Origin of the sequence: Streptomyces sp. NPDC050121, from assembly GCF_044460385.1 — a bacterium.
GTDB classification, from domain to species: Bacteria; Actinomycetota; Actinomycetes; order Streptomycetales; family Streptomycetaceae; genus Streptomyces; species Streptomyces soliscabiei.
Genome location: NZ_JBITJV010000007.1, coordinates 111,728 through 133,794, shown reverse-complemented (window position 1 = coordinate 133,794; position 22,067 = coordinate 111,728). Strand labels below are relative to the sequence as shown.

18 protein-coding genes and 2 pseudogenes are annotated in these 22,067 nt (G+C 70.5%); 9 read left to right on the top strand and 11 right to left on the bottom strand.

Going from position 1 to position 22,067, the window contains the following annotated elements; all coding sequences use genetic code 11:
- Positions 1-260: 260 nt before the first annotated feature.
- From ACIBTS_RS13345 to ACIBTS_RS13335, 3 genes and pseudogenes are all read left to right on the top strand, one after another.
- Positions 261-716, top strand: a pseudogene (locus ACIBTS_RS13345) (TniQ family protein); the annotation flags it as partial.
- 201 nt (positions 717-917) lie between these two features.
- On the top strand, positions 918-2,231 hold the full coding sequence (locus ACIBTS_RS13340; RefSeq protein WP_399319315.1) for a hypothetical protein: 1,314 nt from the start codon (positions 918-920) through the stop codon (positions 2,229-2,231).
- Positions 2,228-4,123 carry a TniQ family protein gene (locus ACIBTS_RS13335; protein WP_399319038.1) on the top strand — a complete coding sequence of 632 codons (1,896 nt, stop codon included), beginning with the start codon at positions 2,228-2,230 and terminating at the stop codon, positions 4,121-4,123. Before ACIBTS_RS13340 ends, ACIBTS_RS13335 begins: the two co-directional genes overlap by 4 nt.
- Positions 4,124-4,440: 317 nt before the next feature.
- Here ACIBTS_RS13335 and ACIBTS_RS13330 read toward each other — a convergent pair whose 3' ends face one another.
- Complete coding sequence (locus tag ACIBTS_RS13330; RefSeq protein WP_079664439.1) at positions 4,441-5,619, bottom strand: acyl-CoA dehydrogenase family protein; 1,179 nt, start codon at positions 5,617-5,619, stop codon at positions 4,441-4,443.
- A gap of 219 nt (positions 5,620-5,838) precedes the next feature.
- On the opposite strand from ACIBTS_RS13330, the gene ACIBTS_RS13325 reads away from it, so the two are divergent.
- Positions 5,839-6,051 (top strand): hypothetical protein, encoded by a 213-nt coding sequence (locus tag ACIBTS_RS13325; protein WP_399319037.1) that lies wholly within the window; start codon positions 5,839-5,841, stop codon positions 6,049-6,051.
- Between the two features lie 21 nt (positions 6,052-6,072).
- Here the strand turns inward: ACIBTS_RS13325 and ACIBTS_RS13320 are convergent, their stop codons facing one another.
- Positions 6,073-6,447, bottom strand: coding sequence for a ferredoxin (locus ACIBTS_RS13320; RefSeq protein WP_319674767.1), 375 nt, complete (start codon positions 6,445-6,447; stop codon positions 6,073-6,075).
- A gap of 148 nt (positions 6,448-6,595) precedes the next feature.
- Between ACIBTS_RS13320 and ACIBTS_RS13315 the strand changes: the two genes are divergently transcribed.
- A complete protein-coding gene (locus tag ACIBTS_RS13315; protein ID WP_399319035.1) occupies positions 6,596-6,964 on the top strand; it encodes a DUF6479 family protein in 369 nt (122 codons plus the stop codon).
- Between the two features lie 128 nt (positions 6,965-7,092).
- Here ACIBTS_RS13315 and ACIBTS_RS13310 read toward each other — a convergent pair whose 3' ends face one another.
- A complete protein-coding gene (locus ACIBTS_RS13310; protein ID WP_399319033.1) occupies positions 7,093-9,474 on the bottom strand; it encodes an ATP-binding cassette domain-containing protein in 2,382 nt (793 codons plus the stop codon).
- Between the two features lie 235 nt (positions 9,475-9,709).
- Between ACIBTS_RS13310 and ACIBTS_RS13305 the strand changes: the two genes are divergently transcribed.
- Positions 9,710-11,791: a PAS domain S-box protein gene (locus tag ACIBTS_RS13305; RefSeq protein ID WP_399319031.1), complete on the top strand. Its 2,082-nt coding sequence runs from the start codon at positions 9,710-9,712 to the stop codon at positions 11,789-11,791.
- Here ACIBTS_RS13305 and ACIBTS_RS13300 read toward each other — a convergent pair.
- From ACIBTS_RS13300 to ACIBTS_RS13285, 4 genes and pseudogenes are all read right to left on the bottom strand, one after another.
- Positions 11,775-12,752, bottom strand: coding sequence for a RimK family alpha-L-glutamate ligase (locus tag ACIBTS_RS13300; protein WP_399319030.1), 978 nt, complete (start codon positions 12,750-12,752; stop codon positions 11,775-11,777). The genes ACIBTS_RS13305 and ACIBTS_RS13300 overlap by 17 nt on opposite strands.
- Before the next feature lie 360 nt (positions 12,753-13,112).
- Positions 13,113-13,507, bottom strand: a pseudogene (locus ACIBTS_RS13295) (phosphoketolase); the annotation flags it as partial.
- Between the two features lie 115 nt (positions 13,508-13,622).
- Entirely contained in the window at positions 13,623-14,060 is a 438-nt protein-coding gene (locus tag ACIBTS_RS13290; RefSeq protein ID WP_399319028.1) for an RpiB/LacA/LacB family sugar-phosphate isomerase, read from the bottom strand.
- A 41-nt stretch (positions 14,061-14,101) separates the two neighbouring features.
- Positions 14,102-14,980, bottom strand: a complete 879-nt coding sequence (locus ACIBTS_RS13285) for a hypothetical protein (protein WP_399319026.1) — start codon at positions 14,978-14,980, stop codon at positions 14,102-14,104.
- Between the two features lie 132 nt (positions 14,981-15,112).
- Here ACIBTS_RS13285 and ACIBTS_RS13280 point away from each other — a divergent pair, with 132 nt between their 5' ends.
- Entirely contained in the window at positions 15,113-15,640 is a 528-nt protein-coding gene (locus ACIBTS_RS13280; RefSeq protein ID WP_399319024.1) for an SMI1/KNR4 family protein, read from the top strand.
- Positions 15,641-15,812: 172 nt separating this feature from the next.
- Positions 15,813-18,734 (top strand): glycosyl hydrolase 115 family protein, encoded by a 2,922-nt coding sequence (locus ACIBTS_RS13275; protein WP_399319301.1) that lies wholly within the window; start codon positions 15,813-15,815, stop codon positions 18,732-18,734.
- A 221-nt stretch (positions 18,735-18,955) separates the two neighbouring features.
- Here the strand turns inward: ACIBTS_RS13275 and ACIBTS_RS13270 are convergent, their stop codons facing one another.
- Positions 18,956-19,744 carry a YqjF family protein gene (locus tag ACIBTS_RS13270; protein WP_399319023.1) on the bottom strand — a complete coding sequence of 263 codons (789 nt, stop codon included), beginning with the start codon at positions 19,742-19,744 and terminating at the stop codon, positions 18,956-18,958.
- A gap of 278 nt (positions 19,745-20,022) precedes the next feature.
- Between ACIBTS_RS13270 and ACIBTS_RS13265 the strand changes: the two genes are divergently transcribed.
- Positions 20,023-20,559 carry a hypothetical protein gene (locus tag ACIBTS_RS13265; protein WP_399319021.1) on the top strand — a complete coding sequence of 179 codons (537 nt, stop codon included), beginning with the start codon at positions 20,023-20,025 and terminating at the stop codon, positions 20,557-20,559.
- Positions 20,560-20,624: 65 nt separating this feature from the next.
- On the opposite strand, the gene ACIBTS_RS13260 is transcribed toward ACIBTS_RS13265, so the two are convergent.
- From ACIBTS_RS13260 to ACIBTS_RS13250, 3 genes are all read right to left on the bottom strand, one after another.
- Positions 20,625-21,188, bottom strand: a complete 564-nt coding sequence (locus tag ACIBTS_RS13260; protein ID WP_319673232.1) for a hemerythrin domain-containing protein — start codon at positions 21,186-21,188, stop codon at positions 20,625-20,627.
- A gap of 99 nt (positions 21,189-21,287) precedes the next feature.
- The gene (locus tag ACIBTS_RS13255) at positions 21,288-21,467 is read right to left on the bottom strand and encodes a DUF6766 family protein (RefSeq protein WP_399319018.1); all 180 of its coding nucleotides are present in this window, start codon (positions 21,465-21,467) and stop codon (positions 21,288-21,290) included.
- Positions 21,464-21,949, bottom strand: a complete 486-nt coding sequence (locus ACIBTS_RS13250) for a DUF6766 family protein (RefSeq protein ID WP_399319016.1) — start codon at positions 21,947-21,949, stop codon at positions 21,464-21,466. Before ACIBTS_RS13250 ends, ACIBTS_RS13255 begins: the two co-directional genes overlap by 4 nt.
- Positions 21,950-22,067 lie beyond the last annotated feature (118 nt).

Below are 22,067 nucleotides of genomic sequence, written 5' to 3'. Positions count from 1 at the left end.
GGGAACAACAGAGGTGGACAACAGCGCATCCCGGCCGCCACCGTGCACCGCTCCGCCAACACGGCGCCTGCCCCGATCACCTGCGTCCCTGAACCAATCACCCGCCGCCGGAATACCTCGGATTCGGCACTGTCCCAACGACTCGAGCACTATGCGGACTTGATGGCACGAGCCTGTGATGAGGTCCGTGATGCCGATATTCCCGTCCCGTGTGAAACTCATGTCGGGTCGTGCATCACTCACCGGTTGGCCGCGGCTCGATGACCGTCCGCCCGCTGCCCCGCGCCCTCAGTCCGCTCCCTGAGGAATCACTGCCCGGCCTGCTCCTGCGGCTGGCCTACCGCATGGAGCGCTCTCCCGCCAGGGCTGCACGCCTGTGCGGACTGATCCACCGTCAAAATCGACTTCCAGGCGAGTACCTGATTTCTCTGCCCGCCGAGCGGATCGGGCCATTCGCCGCGGCCGCCCGCTTGAACGTGCAGGAGGCCAACGCACTGACGCTGTCCTCCTTTGCTGCCGTCTACCCGCCCCTGGCATCCGTTCGGATCGACGGCAGCCGCAACACCACAGCCGCGCGGAAGTCGTGGGCTGCCAGCATTTCCAGTCGATACTGTGCCGCCTGTCTGTCCGGGGACGGAAGTCCCGTCCAGACTCTCTATGGCGGTCCCTGGAAACTGCGCTGGCATCTTCCCGTCGCGTACGCCTGCGTCAGACACCGCACCTTGCTCTCCCATACTTGCCCCAGTTGTGGGGGTACACCGAATCGGCCGACGAATACAGAGCGCCAAGGGCTGATCACGCACCGCACCACGAGCGGGTTGCACCCCGCCCAATGCCGGCGCCCTGTGCCTGATGTGCCCGGCGCTCCGGCCGTACCCTGCGCTGCCCGCCTGGACCACGACCGCCAGGCCGCGCGCGTGCCCGAAGCCGATCTGTCCGTTCTGCTTGCCCTGCAGCACCGCATCGATCAACGTCTGATGTGCGGTCAATCCACCGCTGATGCAGGCCAGTCCGCCCCAGACCGCTACTTCTTTCCCGATCTCATCGTCGCTGCACATCTGATCCGGCTCAGCTGGCCAGACGGTGCGCGACACGCTTCCTCGACGTCGCTGGCTGACCTGATCGACCGCCACGTTTCCTCCGCTGCCGCTCGCCGCTACACCCCTGAGCCCGACGGACGCATGCCCATCGCCTGGGATGCCCCCGAGGACCCAGCGGAGTGCGCGGCGGTGCTCGTTGCCGCCGCCAGCCTCCTCGGTCACGAGGAACGCGATAACGCCGGGATGACCGATCACGTCCGGCCGCTCGCTACGTCCGCGTTCAGCCGTAATCCGGCCAACATCGGGGCCTCTTTGCGACGCATGGACGTCTCCCCTGCGATGGCACGTGCCCTGCTATGCCATACCCAGGGTTTTTACCGTGCCGGTGGCCACCGGCACGCGCGGCAGCTCCTTCCCTCACGCCAGAGCTGCTTCCGAATCGAGCACGTGCCTGCTCTCCTGCCGCAAGAGTGGCTCTCCGCCCACTTCGACGACCTGTTGTCCCACTGGGCGCACCACACCGACTGGAAGGTGCGGCACCTGCGGCGCGTTTCAGTGCTCAAGCTCGCGGAGATGAGTGGCGGTGGCACCTGGCCCGATTGCGCGAAGACTCTCCACATCCCGTGGAACACCGCGCAACAGTCCCTCAAAGTTATCCGGCAGGAGTTGAATTCACGGGATCTGTGGTCGGACTTTGAGCGGTCCGTGGAAAGTGTGGCCAGCCAATTGGACTGGGACGCAGATCGCGTTCACTACGGGCGACGCCGGGAGCTTCTTTCGTCCTGGCAAGTTCCGGCTGGTGATTGGGCCGAACTGTGCCGCGACCCCGAGCAGTTCGGCCAGGGGGCCACCTCCCCCACCCGTGACACCGCGACCGTGCTGATCTGGACTCATGTCACTCAGGGCGATCACCTTCACAGCCCCATGCTCGGCGCCCTGAGGGAATCGGGCTGCAGCACCCAGCGCCTGGTCGCGTCGATCAACCAGCTCCGCACCCCAGCCAACCGCAAGGGCGGCAAACGCGAGCTCCTGCGCCGCCTCGAAACGTACTCCGCCGTCCTCGCTACCGCCTGCGACCAGGGCCCTGACACTGCTGCGATCGCAACCACCTTTTCCACTCCCGCCGGTACCAACGAGGCGGGCCGGATACTCGCTCCCGTCGCCCGAGCACTCACGGGAGCATCTCTGTGACCTTCCGTCCCTTGGCACGGAGCCTGGCCCCGTTGCCGGAAGAATCTCTGCCTGGCTTCCTGCTACGGCTCTCCAGCCGACTCGAGATCCCTCCCCGTTGGCTCGCGGTCCGATGCGGCCTTATTGAACGCTCAGTACACAACGCCCGCATTCCAACCTTGCTCCTGCAGGATCTCCCAGGCGCTACGGCCCAGAACTTCGCCCTGGCCACGGGGCTGGACCTCGCCGAAGTCAGCGCGCTGACATTGAGACGGTTCCAGCCTCATTACTCGCCCCTACGGACCGCGTATCGCACCCCGCACCGTACGACCACCATGCTCAGCGCTCGCTGGGCCATGGAGTTCTCACCGCGCTATTGCCCCCCATGCCTGCGCGGCAACGGGAGCGCGATCCAACAGGCATGGGGCGGACCCTGGAAACTGCAATGGCATCTACCCGTGGTCTTCGCCTGCCCCCAGCACCACCGTCTGCTGGAATCGGCCTGCCCAGGCTGCCGACGGCAGCTCAACACCTCCAGCTCGGGACGCTTCAACCTAGTCACCAGCCCCGGCACGCGACTGCACGCATTACAATGCCGCAATCGCACCGAGGACGCGGCGCCCAAGGCCCGAGGAAATCGCCGCTGCGGCACCCGGCTGGACCGCCTCGACCATGTCTCAGGCCCACCGCCTGGCCTGATCGCCTCCGACCTCGACCGGCTGCTCGCCCTCCAACACCGCATCGACCGGCGCCTCTTCGGAGACCAACAAGAGCCGGACGGCAACTCGTACTTCGAAGACCTGCTCCTTGCCGCACACCTGATCACTCTCAGCTGGCCGACCGCTGCCGATCTCATCCCCTCTCGCTCTCTGCAGGCACGTCTCGACGAGCACGCGGCACCGATCACCGAACTGATCCAGGCCAGCCAAGTCACGGGCCTACCCTCGCGGCGCTCCGGTACCCGTGCGGCCCCTGCGGACACCACGCAACAAGCAGCGCTGCTGCTGGCGGCCGACACTCTGCTCGGCGAGCAGGACCAGACATCCCTCCGCGAACAGGTCCGGCCGTTGGTCCAAACCGTCCGGTCCCATGCCCCGATGTTCTACGGCCAGATCGCGCGGTCGCTCAACATCTCCCCTCGTTTCGCCCAGGCCCTGGCCACCAAGAGCTACGGCACTCACGGGCACCGCAACCTGCAGACACCGGCCCGCAAGCACCGGTTCTCGGTTGAGGAGGTCCCGGCCTACCTACCGAAACCTTGGTTCGACACCTACTTCGATGGCTTCCTCGATCACATGCCAGAAGACCAACGCCCCAGGGTGCGCGCGCTGCGCCGCGCCGCCTCTATCCGGCTCGTGAGACTCGTCACCGGCGCCTCCTGGCCCCGATGCGCCGAGGTCCTCGACCTGACTCCGAAGATGGCCGCCAAGCTCATATGCAGCCTCGCCAAGCGCTTCGATCCTATTAAGCTGTGGTCTGAGTTCGACCGACGAGTCGACCAAATCGCAGATCACCTCGATGTCACCCAGGACCGAATCAACTACGCGAACCGCCGCCAACGCCTGGCCGAGTGGCGCATGGCGAGTGAAGAGTGGCACCTTCTGACTGCCGGCATCCCTCGCCTCCGTAGACTTCACGAGCAGGGGGACCCTGAGATTGGAGCCGCCCTCGCATGGAGCGGAGCCACTCAGGGCGAACCTGTCCACAGCCCCGTCATCCGTGAATCCGAGCGCAACGGCGGTGACGTCACCTTGCTCACCAGGGAACTCTCCGTTCTCCAGGGAGACGACTTGCGCGGTGCCCGGCTCCATCTCCGTAGACGTCTCGACGTCTACGCGGCGCATCTGGCGAGCGCCTGCGACCGTGGGGCCAGCCTCCAGGTCCGCATTGACGACATCCTGATCCGGGGCTGACCTTAGCGTGAGGATCACAACAGGCCTCACCCTGGGGGACGAAGCAGCGAGCAGTTCTGCTGGCGCGGACGCCTGAGACTAGACACGACTCGGGACTCCCTGCGACCAGAATCTGCGCCTCCGTGTCTCAGTACGCACGATCATCTAGTAGGAGACACGAACGCGCAGCACGCCCGAACCTCACCAGCCCTGAGGAAGCAGCAGGTCAGCCGCCTCAGACAATCTGCAAGCCAGGTCCACTACCCTCCGGTCCGCACCTCGCTACGGTGCCAACTATCCCGCTTTTGTGCCAACTAAAAAGCTTCGTCACAACGAGGTTACCGCCGCACCCGCGGCATCCCCAGCCCGATCCACGAGATGATCTCCCGCTGGATCTCGTTGTTGCCGCCGCCGAAGGTGAAGATCACGGCGGAGCGGTAGCCGCGTTCGAGCTCGCCGTGGAGCACGGCGCCGGCCGAGCCCTCCTGGAGTGCGGCGGGGGCGGCGACGATCTCCATCAGCCAGGCGTAGGCGTCCCGGCGGGCCTCGGAGCCGTAGACCTTGACGGCGGAGGCGTCCTGCGGGGTGAGGGTGCCGTTCTGCAGGGCGCCCACCATCTGCCAGTTGAGGAGCTTGAGCGCGTCGAGCTTCACATGGGTCTGGGCGAGTCGGCGGCGCACCCACGGCAGGTCGACGACCCGGCGGCCGTCAGCGAGTTTGGTCTCCGTCGCCCAGCGCTGTACGTCGTGCAGGGCGCGGATGGCCATGGTGCCGTGCGCGGCGAGGGTCACGCGCTCGTGGTTGAGCTGGTTGGTGATCAGCCGCCAGCCCTGGTTCTCGGCGCCGACGCGCCGACTGACGGGTACGCGGACGTTCTCGTAGTAGCTGGCGGTGGTGTCGTGGGAGGCGAGGGTGCGGATGACCGTGCAGGAGTAGCCCGGGTCGGTGGTCGGCACGAGGAGCATGGTGATGCCCTTGTGCGGCGGGGCCTCGGGGTCGGTGCGCACGGCGAGCCACACCCAGTCCGCGGTGTCGCCGTTGGTCGTCCAGATCTTCTGCCCGTTGACGACGTATGCGTCGCCCTCCCGGACCGCGCGGGTCTTGAGGGCGGCCAGGTCGGTGCCCGCGTCCGGCTCGCTGTAGCCGATGGCGAAGTCGATCTCACCGGCGAGGATCTTCGGCAGGAAGTACGCCTTCTGGTCGTCGGTGCCGTAGCGCATGATCGTCGGTCCGACCGTGTTCAGCGCCATCAGGGGCAGCGGGACACCGGCCTGGGCGGCTTCGTCGAAGAAGATGAACTGCTCGATCGGGGTGAGGCCGCGTCCGCCGTACTCCATGGGCCAGCCGACGCCGAGCCAGCCGTCGTCGCCGAGGCGCCGGATCGTCTTGCGGTAGAAGCGTTTGGCGGCGACGGGGTCGGTGTGCCTGGCGTAGGCGTTGTCGGGCACCAACTCGGCGAAGTAGGCGCGCAGTTCGGTGCGCAGCCGTAGCTGCTCGGGCGTGTGGTCGAGGTGCACGGCGCCTCCTGGCTTCCCAAGGCCGGTGTCCTGACGGCGCACACCGTAGAACGTGTTTCAGAAATTGGGAATGGCGGGGCGGGAAGAGGTGCGGGACGGATCCCCTCCCACCAGGATGTCCTCCCATGACGGTGGACGGCCTCAAGGCGCTGCTAGAGCGGGCGGGGCTCGAGATCGCGGAACCCTGGTGGGCCGAGGGTCCGCGGCCTGCGGGCCCGCATGGCCGCATCTGGACGACCGGGGGCGCGAGCCTGCCGGCCGTACAGGGCCGTCCGGGACGCGGCCGGCCGGCACCCGGGACTGCCCGCACGGGTCCTGGTGGGACTGCTGCGGGACACCGAGACCGCGGAGCAGGCGGCCCGGCATCCGGGCCTGCCCGTGCCGGTCGTCCGCCGGATGCTGCACGAGCTACACGAGCTGGGCGTCGTATGACGAGCCGGTCGAAGCGGTGGCTCAGACCAGCGTCGCGATGAAGTCCGTGCAGGTTACGGCGCAGGCGCGACAGGCGGCCGCGCTCTCCTCGGTTTCCGGGTGCTTGTCGAAGACGTGTGCGCACTCCAGGCAGACGGTCCGGCACCACTCCAGCTGGGCGCGGATGCCGGCCTCGTCCATGCTGCTGTCCTCGGACAGCACGCGGCAGGTCGCGTCGCACACCTCCGCGCACATGATGCCCTTGCGTCGGACAAGTTCTTGCTGTTCGGTCCCGTCCGGATCCACGAGGCTCGCGCGCAGCGCACAGGCTCGCGCACACTCGGTGCACGCCTGGGCGCAGGCGAAACGGTCCTCCAGGAACCGGAAGAGTTCCTGTTGGGATGTCGTCGAAGTCACCTCTGGCGGGTAGCCGGTAGGGGCGGCGCCAAACCCGGCCGTTCCGTCCCGCCGACTTCGCCGAACGCCGAGCGCGAGGTTCTACGGACGGAGAGTCACTGGCGTTGAGTGGCGGGTTCATGACCCGTTGCGGGGGTATTCGCCTGATATGACTACCAACGCAAGCCTGCAGCTGGCCGCCGCGAGCGGCTTGCTCAGCCTTGGGCTGTTCGTGGTCGGCCTGGCCGTAGTGGCCGTGCTGGCCGGCAGCTTCTGGCTGGGCGCGCGCATCAAGTCGCGCGAGCCGGCCCGGCCGCGCCCCGAGGAACAGCCGCACCTGCCCCCGGGTGGGCCGGTGCACGAGGTCCGCGAGAACCGGGAACCCGACGAGGTGCCTCGGATGCCGAAGGGCGGCCGTCCCCTCACGCCGTACGAGCTGACCAACATGCAGACCCGGCCGAGCACCGACAAGAAGCGGCCGCGTTGGAGCCGCGGCAGCAGTGGCTCGTTCGGCGGGGGCGGTCTGGGCGCCCACTGAACCGGCGTCGGCGACTCCCTCTCCCTGCCCCGTCCACTCCCTCCCCCACTTCCCCACGCCCCCGGCCCCGCAGGCCCCTCAGGCCTGCGGGGCCTTTCGGCGTCAGGTGCCCGGCCTCGAGGGGGTCGTCAGGCGCCGACGTAGGCCGCGAGGTGGTCGCCGGTGAGGGTGGAGCGGGCGGCGACGAGGTCGGCGGGAGTGCCCTCGAAGACGATCCGGCCGCCGTCGTGGCCGGCGCCCGGGCCGAGATCGATGATCCAGTCGGCGTGCGCCATCACCGCCGGGTGGTGCTCGACGACGATGACCGACTTGCCGGAGTCGACGAGCCGGTCGAGCAGACCGAGCAGTTGCTCGACGTCGGCGAGGTGAAGGCCGGTGGTCGGCTCGTCGAGGACGTAGACGCCGCCCTTGTCCGCCATGTGGGTCGCCAGCTTGAGCCGCTGCCGCTCGCCGCCGGACAGCGTGGTGAGCGGCTGACCCAGGCTGAGGTAGCCGAGCCCGACGTCGGCGAGCCGGCCCAGGATGCGGTGCGCGGCCGGCGTGTTCGCCTCGCCCGCGCCGAAGAACTCCTCGGCCTCGGTCACCGACATCGCGAGCACCTCGCTGATGTCGCGGCCGCCGAGGTGGTACTTGAGGACCGACGCCTGGAACCGTTTGCCCTCGCACTCCTCGCAGGTGGTCGCGACGCCCGCCATCATCGCCAGGTCGGTGTAGATGACGCCGTTGCCGTTGCAGGTGGGACAGGCGCCCTCGGAGTTGGCGCTGAACAACGCCGGCTTCACACCGTTGACCTTCGCGAACGCCTTGCGGATCGGATCGAGCAGTCCGGTGTACGTCGCCGGGTTGCTGCGTCGGGAGCCGCGGATCGCGCCCTGGTCGACCGACACCACGTTCTCGCCGGCCGGGATCGAGCCGTGCACGAGCGAGCTCTTGCCGGATCCGGCCACTCCGGTGACCACGCAGAGCACGCCGAGCGGGATGTCCACGTCGACGTCCCGCAGATTGTGCGCGGTCGCGCCGCGGATCTCCAGCGTGCCGGTGGACCTGCGCACCGTCTCCTTGACGGAGGCCCGGTCGTCGAGGTGGCGGCCGGTGATGGTGCCTGCGGACCGCAGGCCCTCGACGGTCCCTTCGAAGCAGACGCTGCCGCCCGCCGTACCGGCGCCGGGGCCGAGGTCGACGACATGGTCGGCGATGGCAATCGTCTGCGGCTTGTGCTCCACGACGAGGACCGTGTTGCCCTTGTCCCGCAGCCGCAGCAGCAGGTCGTTCATCCGCTGGATGTCATGGGGGTGCAGGCCGATGGTGGGCTCGTCGAAGACGTAGGTGATGTCGGTGAGGGAGGAGCCGAGATGGCGGATCATCTTGACGCGCTGCGCCTCGCCGCCCGAGAGCGTGCCCGAGGGCCGGTCCAGCGAGAGGTAGCCGAGGCCGATCTCGGCGAAAGAGTCCAGTGTGTGCTGGAGCGCGGTGAGCAGCGGCGCCACCGAGGGATCCGTGAGGCCGCGGACCCACTCGGCCAGGTCGGTGATCTGCATCGCGCAGGCGTCGGCGATGCTGACGTCCTCGATCTTCGACGACCGGGCGCCCTCGCTGAGCCGGGTGCCGTCGCACTCGGGGCAGACGGTGAACGTCATCGCCCGCTCCACGAACGCGCGGACGTGCGGCTGCAGCGCGTCGAGGTCCTTGGACAGCATCGATTTCTGGATCTTCGGGATCAGGCCTTCGTACGTCAGGTTGACGCCTTCGACCTTGATCTTGGTCGGCTCCTTGTGCAGGAGGTCGTGCAGCTCCTTCTCGGTGAACCCGCGGATCGGCTTGTCCGGGTCGAAGAAGCCGCAGCCGGTGAAGATGCGGCCGTACCAGCCGTCCATGCTGTAACCGGGGATCGTGAGCGCACCCTCGTTGAGCGACTTGGAGTCGTCGTAGAGCTGGGTGAGGTCGATGTCGGAGACGGTGCCGCGGCCCTCGCAGCGGGTGCACATGCCGCCGGTGCGGGAGTAGGTCGCCTTCACCGCCTTCTTGGCGCCGCGCTCGACGGTGATGGCACCGCTGGCCCGGACCGAGGCGGTGTTGAAGGAGTAGGCGCTGGGCGGGCCGATGTGGGGCTGTCCGAGCCGGCTGAAGAGGATGCGCAGCATCGCGTTGGCGTCGGTGGCGGTGCCGACGGTGGATCGGGGGTCGGCGCCGATCCGCGACTGGTCGACGATGATCGCCGTCGTCAGCCCGTCGAGCACGTCGACCTCGGGCCGTGCCAGCGTCGGCATGAAGCCCTGGACGAAGGCGCTGTAGGTCTCGTTGATCAGCCGCTGCGACTCGGCGGCGATCGTGTCGAAGACCAGCGAGCTCTTGCCCGAGCCGGAGACCCCGGTGAACACCGTCAGGCGGCGCTTCGGGATCTCGATGCTGACGTCCTTGAGGTTGTTCTCGCGCGCACCGTGCACCCGGATCAGACCGTGGCTGTCGGCGACGTGCTGCGCAGGCGGCGGCGTGTCCGTGCTGTTGGCCATGCTCAATCGTCTCCCCATCTGTCCCGCGGGACCGGCTGCGCGGTCTCCGTCGGCGTCGCCTGCTCGAACTGACGACCCACGCTATCCGCGGCCCCGGGGCGGGCGCTTCTCGAATTCTGATCGGTTCCGTGCCGCTCAGGTTCGGACAGGGGGCGGACAGTAAACGACAACGGGGGGCGGGGGCGGGCCGAAGGCGCTGAGATGGCCTGATTCGTCGTGCGGGATGAGGTGGAAGATGGCCGATGTGATGCGGGCGGAACCGGCGCGGCGCGCGGGGGCGGGCGCCGCGCAGCAGAACCTGAAGCAGGACGTCAAGCAGGACGTCACGCCGGGCGTGAAGCCGGGCCTCAGGCAGGCCGGCAGGCAAGGCGCGCGGCAGGGCGTTCGACAGAGCGTGAAGGACAAGCCCGAGCAGAAACGGTGCGCCTGTGGGGCGCCCGCACCGGAGGGCGTGGTGGGCGGGGCGGAGGAGCGGTTCCGGGGGCTGCTGGAAGCGGCGCCGGACGCCATGGTCATCGTCGACGACACGGGCATCATCAAGCTCGTCAACGCCCAGACCGAGGCCCTGTTCGGGCACGGTCGCGAGGAACTGCTCGGTCGTCCGGTCGAGTTGCTGATCCCGCACCGGTTCCACGGCCAGCACACCGCGCACCGGCGCGGGTACACCGCCAACCGCCAGGTCCGTCCGATGGGCGCCGGACTCGAACTGCACGGCCTGCGCAAGGACGGCACGGAGTTCCCCGTCGAGATCAGCCTGAGCCCCCTGGAGACCAGGGACGGGCTGCTGGTGTCCGCCGCCGTGCGTGACGTCAGCGACCGCAAGGCGGCCGAGGCGCGCATCAACGAGCTCGCCGCGCTCGTGGAGTCGTCCCAGGACGCGATCCTCGCCAAGACCCTCGACGGGTACATCACGTACTGGAACACGGCCGCCCAGCGCCTGTACGGCTACACCGCCGAGGAGGCCATCGGCCGGCACGTCTCGATGCTGGCCCCGCCGGAGCTGCGGGGCGAGGTCCGTGAGCTGCTCGAGCGGCTGCGGCACGCCGAGAAGGTCGAGCACTACGAGACACTGCGGCTGACGAAGAGCGGGGCGCTGCTGGACGTGGACGTCACGCTGTGGCCGACCCGGGACACGCACGGCACCGTGGTCGGGGCGTGCGCGATCGTGCGGGACATCAGCGACCGCAAGCGCGCGGAGGCCGAGCTCACGGCCCTGTACGAGCAGCAGCGGCACATCGCCCTGACGCTGCAGCGCAGTCTGATGGGCACCCCGCCGGCCCTGCCCGGTCTGGCCACCGCCAGCCGCTACCGGCCCGCCACGCAGGGCGCGGGGGTGGGCGGCGACTGGTTCGACCTGATTCCGCTGGGCGCCGACCGGGTGGGCGTGCTGATAGGCGATGTGATGGGCCGCGGGCTCGAAGCCGCCGCGGTGATGGGCCAGTTGAGGTCGGCCGCGCATGCGCTGGCGAAGACCGGGATGCAGCCGCGGCAGTTGATGCGGGCGCTGGACACCTGTGTCGCCGACCTCGACGTGCCCGATCAGCTCGTCACCTGCTGCTATCTGGTGATCGCCCCGGACGCGGGCACGGTGACGGTCTGTTCGGCGGGGCATCTGCCGGTGCTGGTGGCCGGGGCGGGCGACGGCGTGAGCGCCCTGCCCTGTCCGGTCAACGCCCCGCTCGGCGTCGGCGACGTCGTGTACGAGCAGTCCAGTTCGGAGATACCGCCGGGGGCCACGCTGGTGCTGTACACGGACGGCCTGATCGAGACGCCGGGCAGCGACATCGAGGTACGGATCGATGAACTGATCGTGCTGCTGGAGGAGTTGTTCGTCGGCACGCCGTGTCTGGAGGCAGCGGCGGACCAGGTCCTCGCGGGTCTGCTGCCGGACGCCGACGGCCACAACGACGACGTCACCCTGCTGCTCGCGCAGTTGCCGGCCGCGCCTCTGGCCGCCGTCACCACCCATCTCCCGGCCGTCCCGGCGTCCGTGCCGGAGGGGCGCGCCTTTCTGCGCAAGGCGCTGACCTCGTGGAACTGCGCCGACAGCGCCGAGGACGCGCTTGTGCTGCTGTCGGAGACGCTGACGAACGCCGTCCAGCACGCGCAGGGCCCGGTCGGCCTGCATCTGCACCGCACGGCCACCGATCTCACGGTCGAGGTGAGCGACCGCAGCCCGCAGCTCCCCCAGCCGCGCCTGGCGGTCGAGGGCGAGGAGTCGGGCCGCGGTCTGGTGCTGGTGCGTGCCCTCGCCGCCAGTTGGGGGGTGCGGCCGACGGACGAGGGCAAGACGACGTGGTTCACGCTGAAGTTGTGATCCCCCGGGGCGGACGGCCGCAGGCCAGGGCGAGTGCGTCCAGGTGTGCCTGGACGTAGGGCACGGCCACGGCGTGCAGTTCGAGCTCGCCGTCGACGAACGCGGGCTGGACGTTCACCTCGAAGACGACCCCGCCGTTCTCCACCGCCAGGTCGACGCCGGCGAACGGCAGTCCGACCGACGCGGTGGCTGCGACGGCGAGTTCGGCGAGCCGGGGATCGAGGTCCGGCGGCGCGATGTGGACGGCGGTGGCGCCCTGGCAGGTGTTGCAGGGAGTGTCGGTCGCGGGCTGGAGGTGCTCGCGGGCGTGTACGACGCGGTCGCCGAGGACGAAGACGCGGAACTGGTGGCGCAGGCCGTCGGCGGTGATGTTGCCCGCGTCGCGGGACAGGAGCCAGTCGGTGCCGCGTTCGGCGTAGTAGGCGGCGGCGTGCTCCAGCTGGGCGGGGGTGGTGACATGGAAGGTGTCGTTGCCGCCGGTGCCGACGACGGGCCGGGCCCAGGTGTCGCGGCCGAGCCGGTCGAACGTGCCGGCCGCCTCCCGCAGGGAGGGCCGGGACAGCACCGCGGTCTCCATCTGGGCGACGCCGTCCCGGTGGAAGCGTTCGACGGTGAGGTTCTTCTCGGTCGCGGTCCGCCAGGCGTCGGGGCCGGCGGCGAGCGTCACCACGTCGTGGCCCTCCAGGAGCTCCTGGAAGCCGGCGAGGGCCCGCCGGTGATGCGGAGGGATCTCGTAGAGCAGGACGACGTCGGGCACGAAGTCCATTTGCTCTTCGGGGACTTGCAGTCGTAACCGGCCTCCGTCGCGGATGCCGCGGCCGGTGCCGCCGCTCGCGAAGTGCCGGGAGTCGATCCGGACGGGCGGTGCGCCGGTGAGCAGTTCGACGGCCTCGGCGAGGTACTCGCGGCAGCCTTCGGGCGAGGTGGGGTCGGCGATCAGGGCGATGCACGGTCGGGACACAGCGGCCTCCAGTGGCTCTCGACGCGCGCTCGTACCACGGGCGGCCCTCGCGCGGCCCGAGCGGTGTCATGGATGGTGCCTGTCGCGCGGGTGGTCCTCGCATGCGTCGCCCTGGGAGCCGCACGGTGTGCGGGGCCGTCCCGGGTCCGGCCGGGCGCCGGGCGGGGACGAGGACGACTGGTGACCACAGGGGGTGGGACGGGGCCCAGCCTCGCCGGGTCCGCGTGCAGGGCTGGCCGACCACTGTAGGCACCGGGCGGCAGGCCGTACCAGGGCGCACGACGCCCCGTCTCCTGCCCCGCCTTCTGCGCCGTCCGCCCCGTTCCGTGCGCCCTGCCCGGCCACGGGTGAGCTGCCGTCTCAGGCGTCCCAGGCCCACTCCGCAACCTCCGGGAGGTCGGTGCCGTGGACCCGGATCCCGTCATGGTGGCGCAGTCGCGCGTCCTCCATCCGCTGGCGCACGGCGGCGTCACGCACGGCGAGGCCGGGGACGCGGTCGATGACGTCCATGACGAGGCGGTAGCGGTCGAGGTCGTTGCGGACGACCATGTCGAACGGCGTGGTCGTGGTGCCGATCTCCGGTAGCCGCGCACATGCAGGTGGTCGTGGCCGGTGCGGCGGTAGGCGAGCCGGTGGATCAGCCAGGGGTAGCCGTGGTGGGCGAAGATCACGGGCTTGTCGGCGGTGAACAGTCCGTCGTACTCGAAGTCGCCCATGCCGTGCGGGTGTTCGTCGCTCGGCATGAGGCGGGCGATCCAACAGAGCCGTCCGCAAGGGGGCGCGCCACCTGCTCACCCCCGGCTTCCCGACACCGAGCCACTCGAGCCCACCGCGCTGATCGAGCCCGCCGAGGCGATCGAGCCCGTCGAGCTAGCCGAGCCCGTCGATGTGGGCCACGTTCTGGCGGTCCTCGGCGTCCTCGCTCGGCTCGGCGGCGAACCAGGCGTCCAGGATCTCCTTCAGGAGCGGCTCGGAGGTCAGGCGCAGACCGAGGGCGAGGACGTTCGCGTGGTTCCAGCGGCGGGCGCCGTCGGCGGTGTAGGCGTCGGTGCACAGGGCGGCCCGGACCCCGGGCACCTTGTTCGCGGCGATCGACGCGCCGGTGCCGGTCCAGCAGCACACCACGGCCTGCTGCGAGGTCCCGTCGGCCACGTCCCGCGCCGCCGCCTCCGAGCACACCGCCCACCGGGGGTCGTCGCCGGGGCGCAGCGCGCCGTGCGGCACCACGTCGTGCCCGCGGCCGCGCAGCTCCGCGACGAGGGCGCGCGCCACTGGTTCGTCCATGTCCGAGGAAACGGAGATCCGCATGTCGGGGAGCCTACTGGGCCCCCGGAACGACGGCTACGCGGTCACCCCGGGGACCCCCACGCCCCGCCCGTGAGCCCGACCGGATTGGTGCCCGGGAGGATCCCGGAGCCCAGGACGGTCCGGGCGAGCGGTTCGAGCAGGTGGGCGAGGCGGGCGGTGGCGTCGGCGCCCAGGGCCGTCCACGGAGCGGCTGCGGCTGCGTCCGTGTCCGCCTCCACCTCCTCGTGGGCGGCCGCTCCCGCCTTGGTGAGGCGCCCGTCCTCGTCGAGCCAGCCGCGCTCGGTCAACTGCGTCTGCGCCGACCGCCAGGACCCGATGTCCCACTTGCGGGTCTGCCGCTGGAACTCCTCGTCCGACTCCCCCGCCGCACACTTCAGCACCATGGCCCCGACGGGGCCGATACGGCGGCCGACGAGCACGGCGACATGGCCGTCGCCGCGGTGTTCGCGCAGGGTGGTCACCGCCTGCCAGAGCCTGACATGCGCCTGCGCGGGGCGCGGGAGGGCCTGGTTGGCGGCGCCGAGCACGCGCCCGGCCGTGTCCGCGGCCCGCGCCGCCTCCCAGGCGAGGTCCGCGGCTTCGGCCAGCTCGGCGGAACCGAGGACATCCGGCCCGTAGAGGCTGGTCATGGCGGCGTCCACGGCCCGTTCGCGGGCCGCCAGCACGTCGTCGGGCGCCGCGAAGGCCCAGGCGTCCGGCAGCGCACGTGCCACCCGGTCGGGGTGGAAGACGTAGAAGCAGCTGGTGACGACGGAGCCGGGAACAGGTCCGAGGGGGGCCGCGCGCAGGGCGAAGTAGCCCATCCAGTAGCCGCGCATCCCGAGGCCGTCGGCGGCTGCGCGCACTTCGGGGGCGAAGTAGATCAGCTGGTGGACCGGCTCGAACCGCTCCCACATCGCCCGTGCGTCGATGTCACTCACTCCGAAGTCCTCCGGCCGGTCGGTGGCAGCGCCAGTAGTGGTGGTGTGACGTTCCGAGAGGCAGCTTCCGTCATGACGGCGGTCATAACAACCCCGCCCGGCGATGTCGGTGGGCCCGATTAGCCTGCGCTCATGACCGAGACGATCACCGACGACCGCCGTTACCCGCCCGCCCTCGCCGAGGTGGCCACGGCGGAGTTCCCCTACGAGGACGGCGAGGGCTTCGACTTCGAGCCGTACGACGCCTTCGACTCCGCCGAGGAGACCACCGACTGGATCCGCCACTGGACCGGCAACCACGACCTCGACGGGGACGCCTTCCGCGTCTTCGGGCAGGACGGCACCGGTGGGCTCGCCGCCCTGTGGTGTGTGCGGCCGGGCAGGCCCCTGACCGGGCAGCCGGTGGTGTTCATGGGCTCCGAGGGCGAGGTCGGGGTGGTGGCGGGCAACCTGTCCGACTTCCTGTGGCTGCTGGCCGACGGTTTCGGCCCGATGGAGGTGGTGGAAAACCCGGACCGCGACGCACGCCCCCAGCCGCGACTCGCCGAGCTGGCCGCGCGTCACGCCACCACCCCGCGTCGGCCCGCCCGGGCCGTCATCGCCGAGGCACAGAGCGAGTTCCCGTCGTTCGCGGAGGACATCGCCGCGCTGTGCCGGTAGGGCCGGAGCAGGGGGTGCACGGTTATGGACGCCACGGTCGGCGCTGACCTAAGGTGCGCGAGAAAGCGCTTTCTAGCATGGTCATGCCACTGCCTAGTCGGGAGCGTCGATGCCGCACACCGCACCACAGGACCCCTCGCCCTCATGGACCCGCAAGGCGTTTCTCCGGGGCATGACGGCCGTCGGGCTGGCCCCGCTGCTGCCCGCGGTGCTTCCGGCGGACGCCCACGCCGCCGTGTCCGGCGCCCGTCGGGCCTTCGACCTGGTGCGTGACGGCGTCGCCGTCGACGTGTTCGTGGACGCGGCCGACGATCCGGCCGTGGTCCGCGCGACCGGGGACCTCCAGGTCGACGTGGAGCGGGTCGGCGGGGTGCGGCCCGCGTTGCGGCGCACCCTGCCGGAACGCTCCACGGCGCTCGTCCTGGTGGGCACGCTGGGCGCGAGCCCGGTCATCGACCGGCTCGTCGCCCAGGGGCGGCTGGACGTCGCGCGGGTCAGGGGCCGCTGGGAGGCCTCCGTGACCGAGGTGGTGGAGCGTCCGGTCCCCGGCGTGGACCGCGCGCTGGTCATCGCGGGCAGCGACCGGCGCGGCACGGTGTACGGGGTCTACGACACCTCGGAACGCATCGGCGTGTCGCCCTGGTACTGGTGGGCCGACGTACCCGTGGAGCGGCGCGACGCCGTCACGGTGCCGGCGGGCCCCTTCGTACGGCGGGAGCCGTCCGTCCGTTACCGGGGTGTCTTCCTCAACGACGAGCAGAACCTGACCACTTGGTCGCACCGCACCCAGGAGCCGGACAAGAACATCGGCCCGCAGACGTACAAGCGCTTCTTCGAGCTGCTGCTCCGGCTCAAGGCCAACTACCTGTGGCCTGCCATGCATCCGTACTCGGACTTCTTCAACAAGTACCGGGAGAACCCCGAGCTCGCCGACCGCTACGGCATCGTCGTCGGCTCCAGCCACCCGGAGGCCCTGCTGCGCAACGGCGTCCACGAGTGGGACCCGTGGGCGCAGGAGCACCGCGGCGCCGACGGCGGTCTGCCGGTGTACGACTACACGGTGAACCCGGGCGTCATCTCCGACTACTGGAGAGCCCGGGCCCGGGAGAACGCGGCGTACGAGAGCAGTTGGACGCTCGGCATGCGCGGGCTGCACGACTCCGCGCTGGAGACGAAGAACGCGACCACGATCCCGGAGAAGGTCGTGGTGATGAACGACATCATCGCCGACCAGCGCCGGATCCTGGCCGAGGAGGTCGGCGCGGCGGCCGAGCCGCAGATCTTCATCCCGTACAAGGAGGTCCTGGACCTGTACAACGCGGGCGTCCAGGTCCCCGACGACGTCACGCTGATCTGGCCGGACGACAACCACGGCAACATGCGCCAGCTGCCCACCGAGGCGGAGCGCGCCCGCCCGGGCGGCAACGGGATCTACTACCACCTCTCCTACTGGGGCCGCCCGCGCAGCTATCTGTGGCTGGACACCACCCAACTCGCCAAGATCTGGCAGGAGTTGCGCCGGGTGTACGAGCACCGGGCCGACCGGATGTGGATCTTCAACGTCGGAGATCTCAAGTCGATCGAGACCGGTCTGTCCTTCGCCATGGACATGGCCTGGGACGTGGACCGCTGGGACGCCGACGACGTCGAGGGCTTTCTCGCGGAGTGGTACGGACGGCAGTTCGGACTCCGGCACGCCCGGGAGATCACCGCGCTCCGCACCGAGTACTACCGTCTCGCGGCCGAGCGGCGCCCCGAGTTCATCGACCGGAACATCTTCTCCGTGGTCCACCACGGGGACGAGGCGGGACGCCGCATGGCCGCCTACGACCGGCTGCTGGAGCGCACCGTTGCGCTGGGCGCCGAGCTCCCGGCGGCTTGCCAGGACGCCTTCTACGAACTTCTCCAATACCCGGTGCACGGCGCGTACTTGATGAACCTCAAGTACTACTGGGCGGATCGCAACGCCCTCGCGGTACGGCAGGGCCGTGGCGCCGGGAGCAACCGTTTCGCGGACCTCGCCGAAGCCGCGCACGCCCAGGAGGCGGCGCTCACCAAGCGGTACAACGCCGAGGTGGCGGGCGGGAAATGGGACGGCTACATCAATCCGTACCCCTCGCAGATCCCGAAGGCGCCCGGCCGGCCGGCGGTCACCAGGGTCGCCCGGCAGGAGACCTCGGGGCTGGGGGTCGCCGCCGAGGGCAACGAGACCGGCGCGCAACGGCCGTTGTCGTTCTCCTCCGCCACCCGGGACCGGCGTTTCGTCGATGTGTTCAACACCGGGTTTCTCGCGGTCGATTGGGCTGCGGAGGCCGACCGGCCCTGGGTTCGGCTGAGTGCGACGGGCGGCTCGCTGACCGAACAGGTCCGGGTGTGGGTCGAGGTGGACTGGGCTCGGACCCCCGAGGGCACGCACGACGCGACGGTGGCCGTCACCAGTGGCGGGCAGCGTTTCGAGGTGCCTCTGAAGGTGGTCAACGACGGGGAGCGGGCACGCAGGCGGGCGCGCGGGTTCGTCGAAGCGGGCGGGTACGTCTCGATCGACGCCGTGCACACCGAGCACCGGGTGTCCCGCGGCGGGGCCCGCTGGCGGACGGTGCGCGGGCTCGGCCGGCGCGGGGCCGCCGTGGAGGCCGTGCCGTCGACGGCGGCGCCGGTCACCGCCGATCTCGCCGCGCGGGCACCGGAGTTGAGGTATCGGGTGCGCTTCGGCAGCACCGGCTCGTTCCCCGTCACCGTCTTCCGGCTGCCCTCGCTCGACGAGCGCGGCGCGCGGCGGCTGGCCCTCGCGCTCGACGACCAGCCGCCCGTCGTCCTGTCGGGGCAGGCCGTCGCCACCGGCAACCGCGGTGACGCCTGGGCGCGCAACGTGGAGGAGGGCATCGAGAAGCTCACCACGACGGTGACCGTCGGCGAACCCGGCGAGCATGTCCTGCGGGTGTTCATGGTCGACCCGGCGATCGCCGTGGACCAGATCGTGATCGACACCGGCGGGCTGCCGGCCGCCGCCTATCTCGCGCCGCCCGAGAGCTACCACCCGGTGTTCAACCCCGAGCCGGACCCGGGCCCGGGCCTGGCAGCCCCCGACCAGTAGCCGACCTCATGCGGACGGCCGCCGGTGTCCGTCGCGGGAGCCGCCCCGCAGGAGCCGGGCCGGCCGCCGGTGCTCCTGTTCGGCACGATGACCGGCGCGCCGTTCGTCGACTCCGGTCGGCACGTCGAGGCGCGCTCGGCGGCATCGGCAACGTGTCGGTGATGTTCGCCTGATCCGTTCCGTCCGTCCGTGAGCGGACCGGTCAGGGAGCGGAATGCCAGTCAGGGGGTCGGAATGCCGGCCGGGCGGTTCGGACGGGCGGGGCGGTCGAAGCGGGCCGGGACGCCAGGCGAGCAAAGGACGCTCACCGGCTCCCCCACCGGCTTCGGCAGACCGGCCGCCACCACCAGGTCCTCCTGGCACTCCACGAGTTCCGCCCGGTGCAGCGGCCAGCGCGGATGGGCGTTGGGCAGGTACATCGGCCGGCCGAAGAAGGCGCTGTGCATACCCCAGCGTGCGGTCAGGAAGTGCTCCAACGCGGTGGGTCGCGAGATCCGCTCGCCCACCCGCACGGTGAGCCGGCTGCGGGCACCGCGGGGGCCGGGCCAGCGGCGGCGACTGGTGTACGTGACGGTGTCGCCGTCGGCGTCGATCGCCATACGGGACCACACGTACGGCATCCGGAAACCGATCCGCGCCACGGCCACCGGCAGCAGGCGGGAGGCGTCCAGCGACCGGAATACCACGCCGCGCCGCCCCTGTGCGTCCACCGAGTAGAGACGGACGTTCGTCTCGGGGAAGGACCCCAGGTAGGGGACACCCGGGAGACGGAACCAGCCCACGCGGTGCATCCGGAACGCGACCAGACCGACGTAGGTGACGCCGTCCAGGCTGTCCGGGACCGTGCCGGGCGGCAGCAACCCCGCCACATCGGCCGGGTCCGCGGCCCAGTGGAGGAAGGCGAGGTCGAGCCAGGACTGGGTGAGCAGCGGGCGCGCTATCGCGTCCGGCGCGTCAGGCGTTATGGGGTGCGGGGTGGCCAGGTCCTGTGGCTGTGGTGTCGACGGCACCGCGCCAGTATCACCACCGGCGCCCCGGCGCGACCCCTCGCCGTCGCCCGTCGCCGGGAACTGTGGCTGAGACCACGTCGACGGTGAGACCCGGACCGTGTCCTCCCGGGGAGCCGCAGGCTACGGTTCAGGAGACCCCGAAGCACGATGGCTCGCACCTCGCCGCTTCGTCACCTCGTCGCTTCGTCACCTCGCCGCTTCGTCACCTCGTCGCTTCGTCACCTCGTCACCTCGTTGCCTCGTCACTCGTCGCTTCGCCGAAGATCCCGGACGGCCCCGTGCTCGCAGACCTCTCCCCGCTCATCGCCGCCACCACCGAATGGCTGACCCGGGCCTATCCGGCCAGCGGCGGCGCGCTCGCCCACGCCCTGTGCGAGGCGCAGGCCCGCCAGGCGGTGACCGTCGCGGCCTGGCTGCGCTATCCGACCACCACGGACGCCGCACTGGTCGGCTTGGTGGGCCCCGGCGGCTCGGCCCGGCTGGACTGGACCAGCGGCCCGGCGGACCCGGACGCCGACGGGAACGGGGACGGGGACGACTCGGCCTGGCGCAGCTGGGTGGACGAGGTCGTGGCGAGTTGGGCGGCCTGCCTGCTCACCGATGCCGGACTCGCCGCGGGAGCGGTGGCCGGTCTCACCGGAGGCGACCACACGCGCGGTGCGCCGCCGGACTTCCGTCGCCTGGTCTCCCCCGACAACCGGGACCGCCAGGCCGCGGCGCTTCTGCGTCATCCCGACCTCGTCGCCCCCGTGGCCGCCCTCCACCACCCCCAGCTCCTCGCCCGCCTCGGCCGAGGCCAGGCCCTCATGGCCTGAAGCCCCGACGATCCAGCCAGGTACCCGGCCGACGACAGCGCCGACCTGGCCGGGGCGGGGCGGGGTCAGGCGTGTTTGCCTCGGCCTGTCAGGGTGTCGCGGAGCCGGTCGACCAGGCCCGCGCCCGGGGACAGCAGCTTGTTGGCCGGGGGCTTGTCCGGGGCGGCCGGGTGGGGACGCGTCGGGGCGGTCTTCTTCGCCCTGCGGACCTTGTCGCCGAGGTCGTCGAGGGCGTCCGCCGGGCATGTCGCGAGCAGCCTGGGGAACAGGTTCTGTTCCTCGTCGACCAGGTGCTCGCGGATCTCCCGCATCAGCATGCCGATGAGCCGGTCGAACTCGGGATCGTCCGGCTCGCGGGCTTCCAGGTCCTTCATGATCTGCTCGGCCCGCGCATGGTCCGCGAGTTCCTTGTCGGCCAGGGCCGCGCCGCCGGGCAGGTGCTCGCGTACGGCCGGGTAGAGGTACTCCTCCTCGGCCACCGAGTGCCGGACCAGCTCCATCGTGGCCTGGTCCGCGTACAGCTTGCGGTTCTTGGCGCCGGACGGCAGCGCCTCGATCCGTCCGAAGAGCTCCTCCACCTCTCGGTGATCGGTCACCAGCTCGTCGATGACGTTTCCACCATGACCCATGTCATTCGCCTCCAGCCTCAGCGCGACGGCCCCGGAAGCGGGGCCCGCCAGCCCCCGAGTGCCCCGCATCCGGGGGTCGACACGACACGTCCACGGGGGTCAGCCCTCCACGCCGGTGGCGTCGTGGGCGGCTCCGACCGGCTTCGACTCCGGTGAGCCCCGCGGCCGCAGGTAGATCGACAACACCGCCATCGAGGCGACGGCCAGCAGTTCGGACTGCCAGTTCTGCAGCGTACGGTTCCAGAAGTCGGCCGAGCCCAGGTACCGCGACCAGCTCATGGGGGCCTGGAGCTGCCGCAGCCGCTGCTCGTTGAAGGCGGCCGCATCCTGATCGACTGAACCAGCCGGCACAGCACGAAGATCGTCCCCATGACCAGCAGCAGCGAGTGCGAGTACACCACGCGCCGCCACCCCGGGGCCGCGGCCCACTTCGGCGAGTTCTCCTCGGCGTGCTCGTCGACCCGCTGTTCCTTGTCGGACTCGGCGTCGGCCTTGTCCAGCTTCTTCGACTCGGGCGAGCCGCGCTGCAGCAGCCAGACCGTCGCGCCGACGTAGAGGAAGAACTGCAGGTACTCCGACTGCCAGTTCTCCGCCACGTCGACCGCGAAGTCGGACGTCGTCAGGTACTCGGCGAAGCTGATCTGCTGGAGCTGTTCCACGGCCAGCTGGTTGTTGAAGTCGGCGTGACCGGCGATCGCCTGCCCGACGAGGGCGAACAGGAACGTGACGGTGAAGAACAGCCCGAGCCCGTTGTCCCGCACGAATCCCCGCACGCGTCCGCGCCCCGAGGCCTCGGGCCGGGAGGAGTTCGCGTCATCGCTGCATCAGTCCGAGGGCGGCGAGGTAGGCGAGGCCGACGGCGATGATCAGCAGGATGGC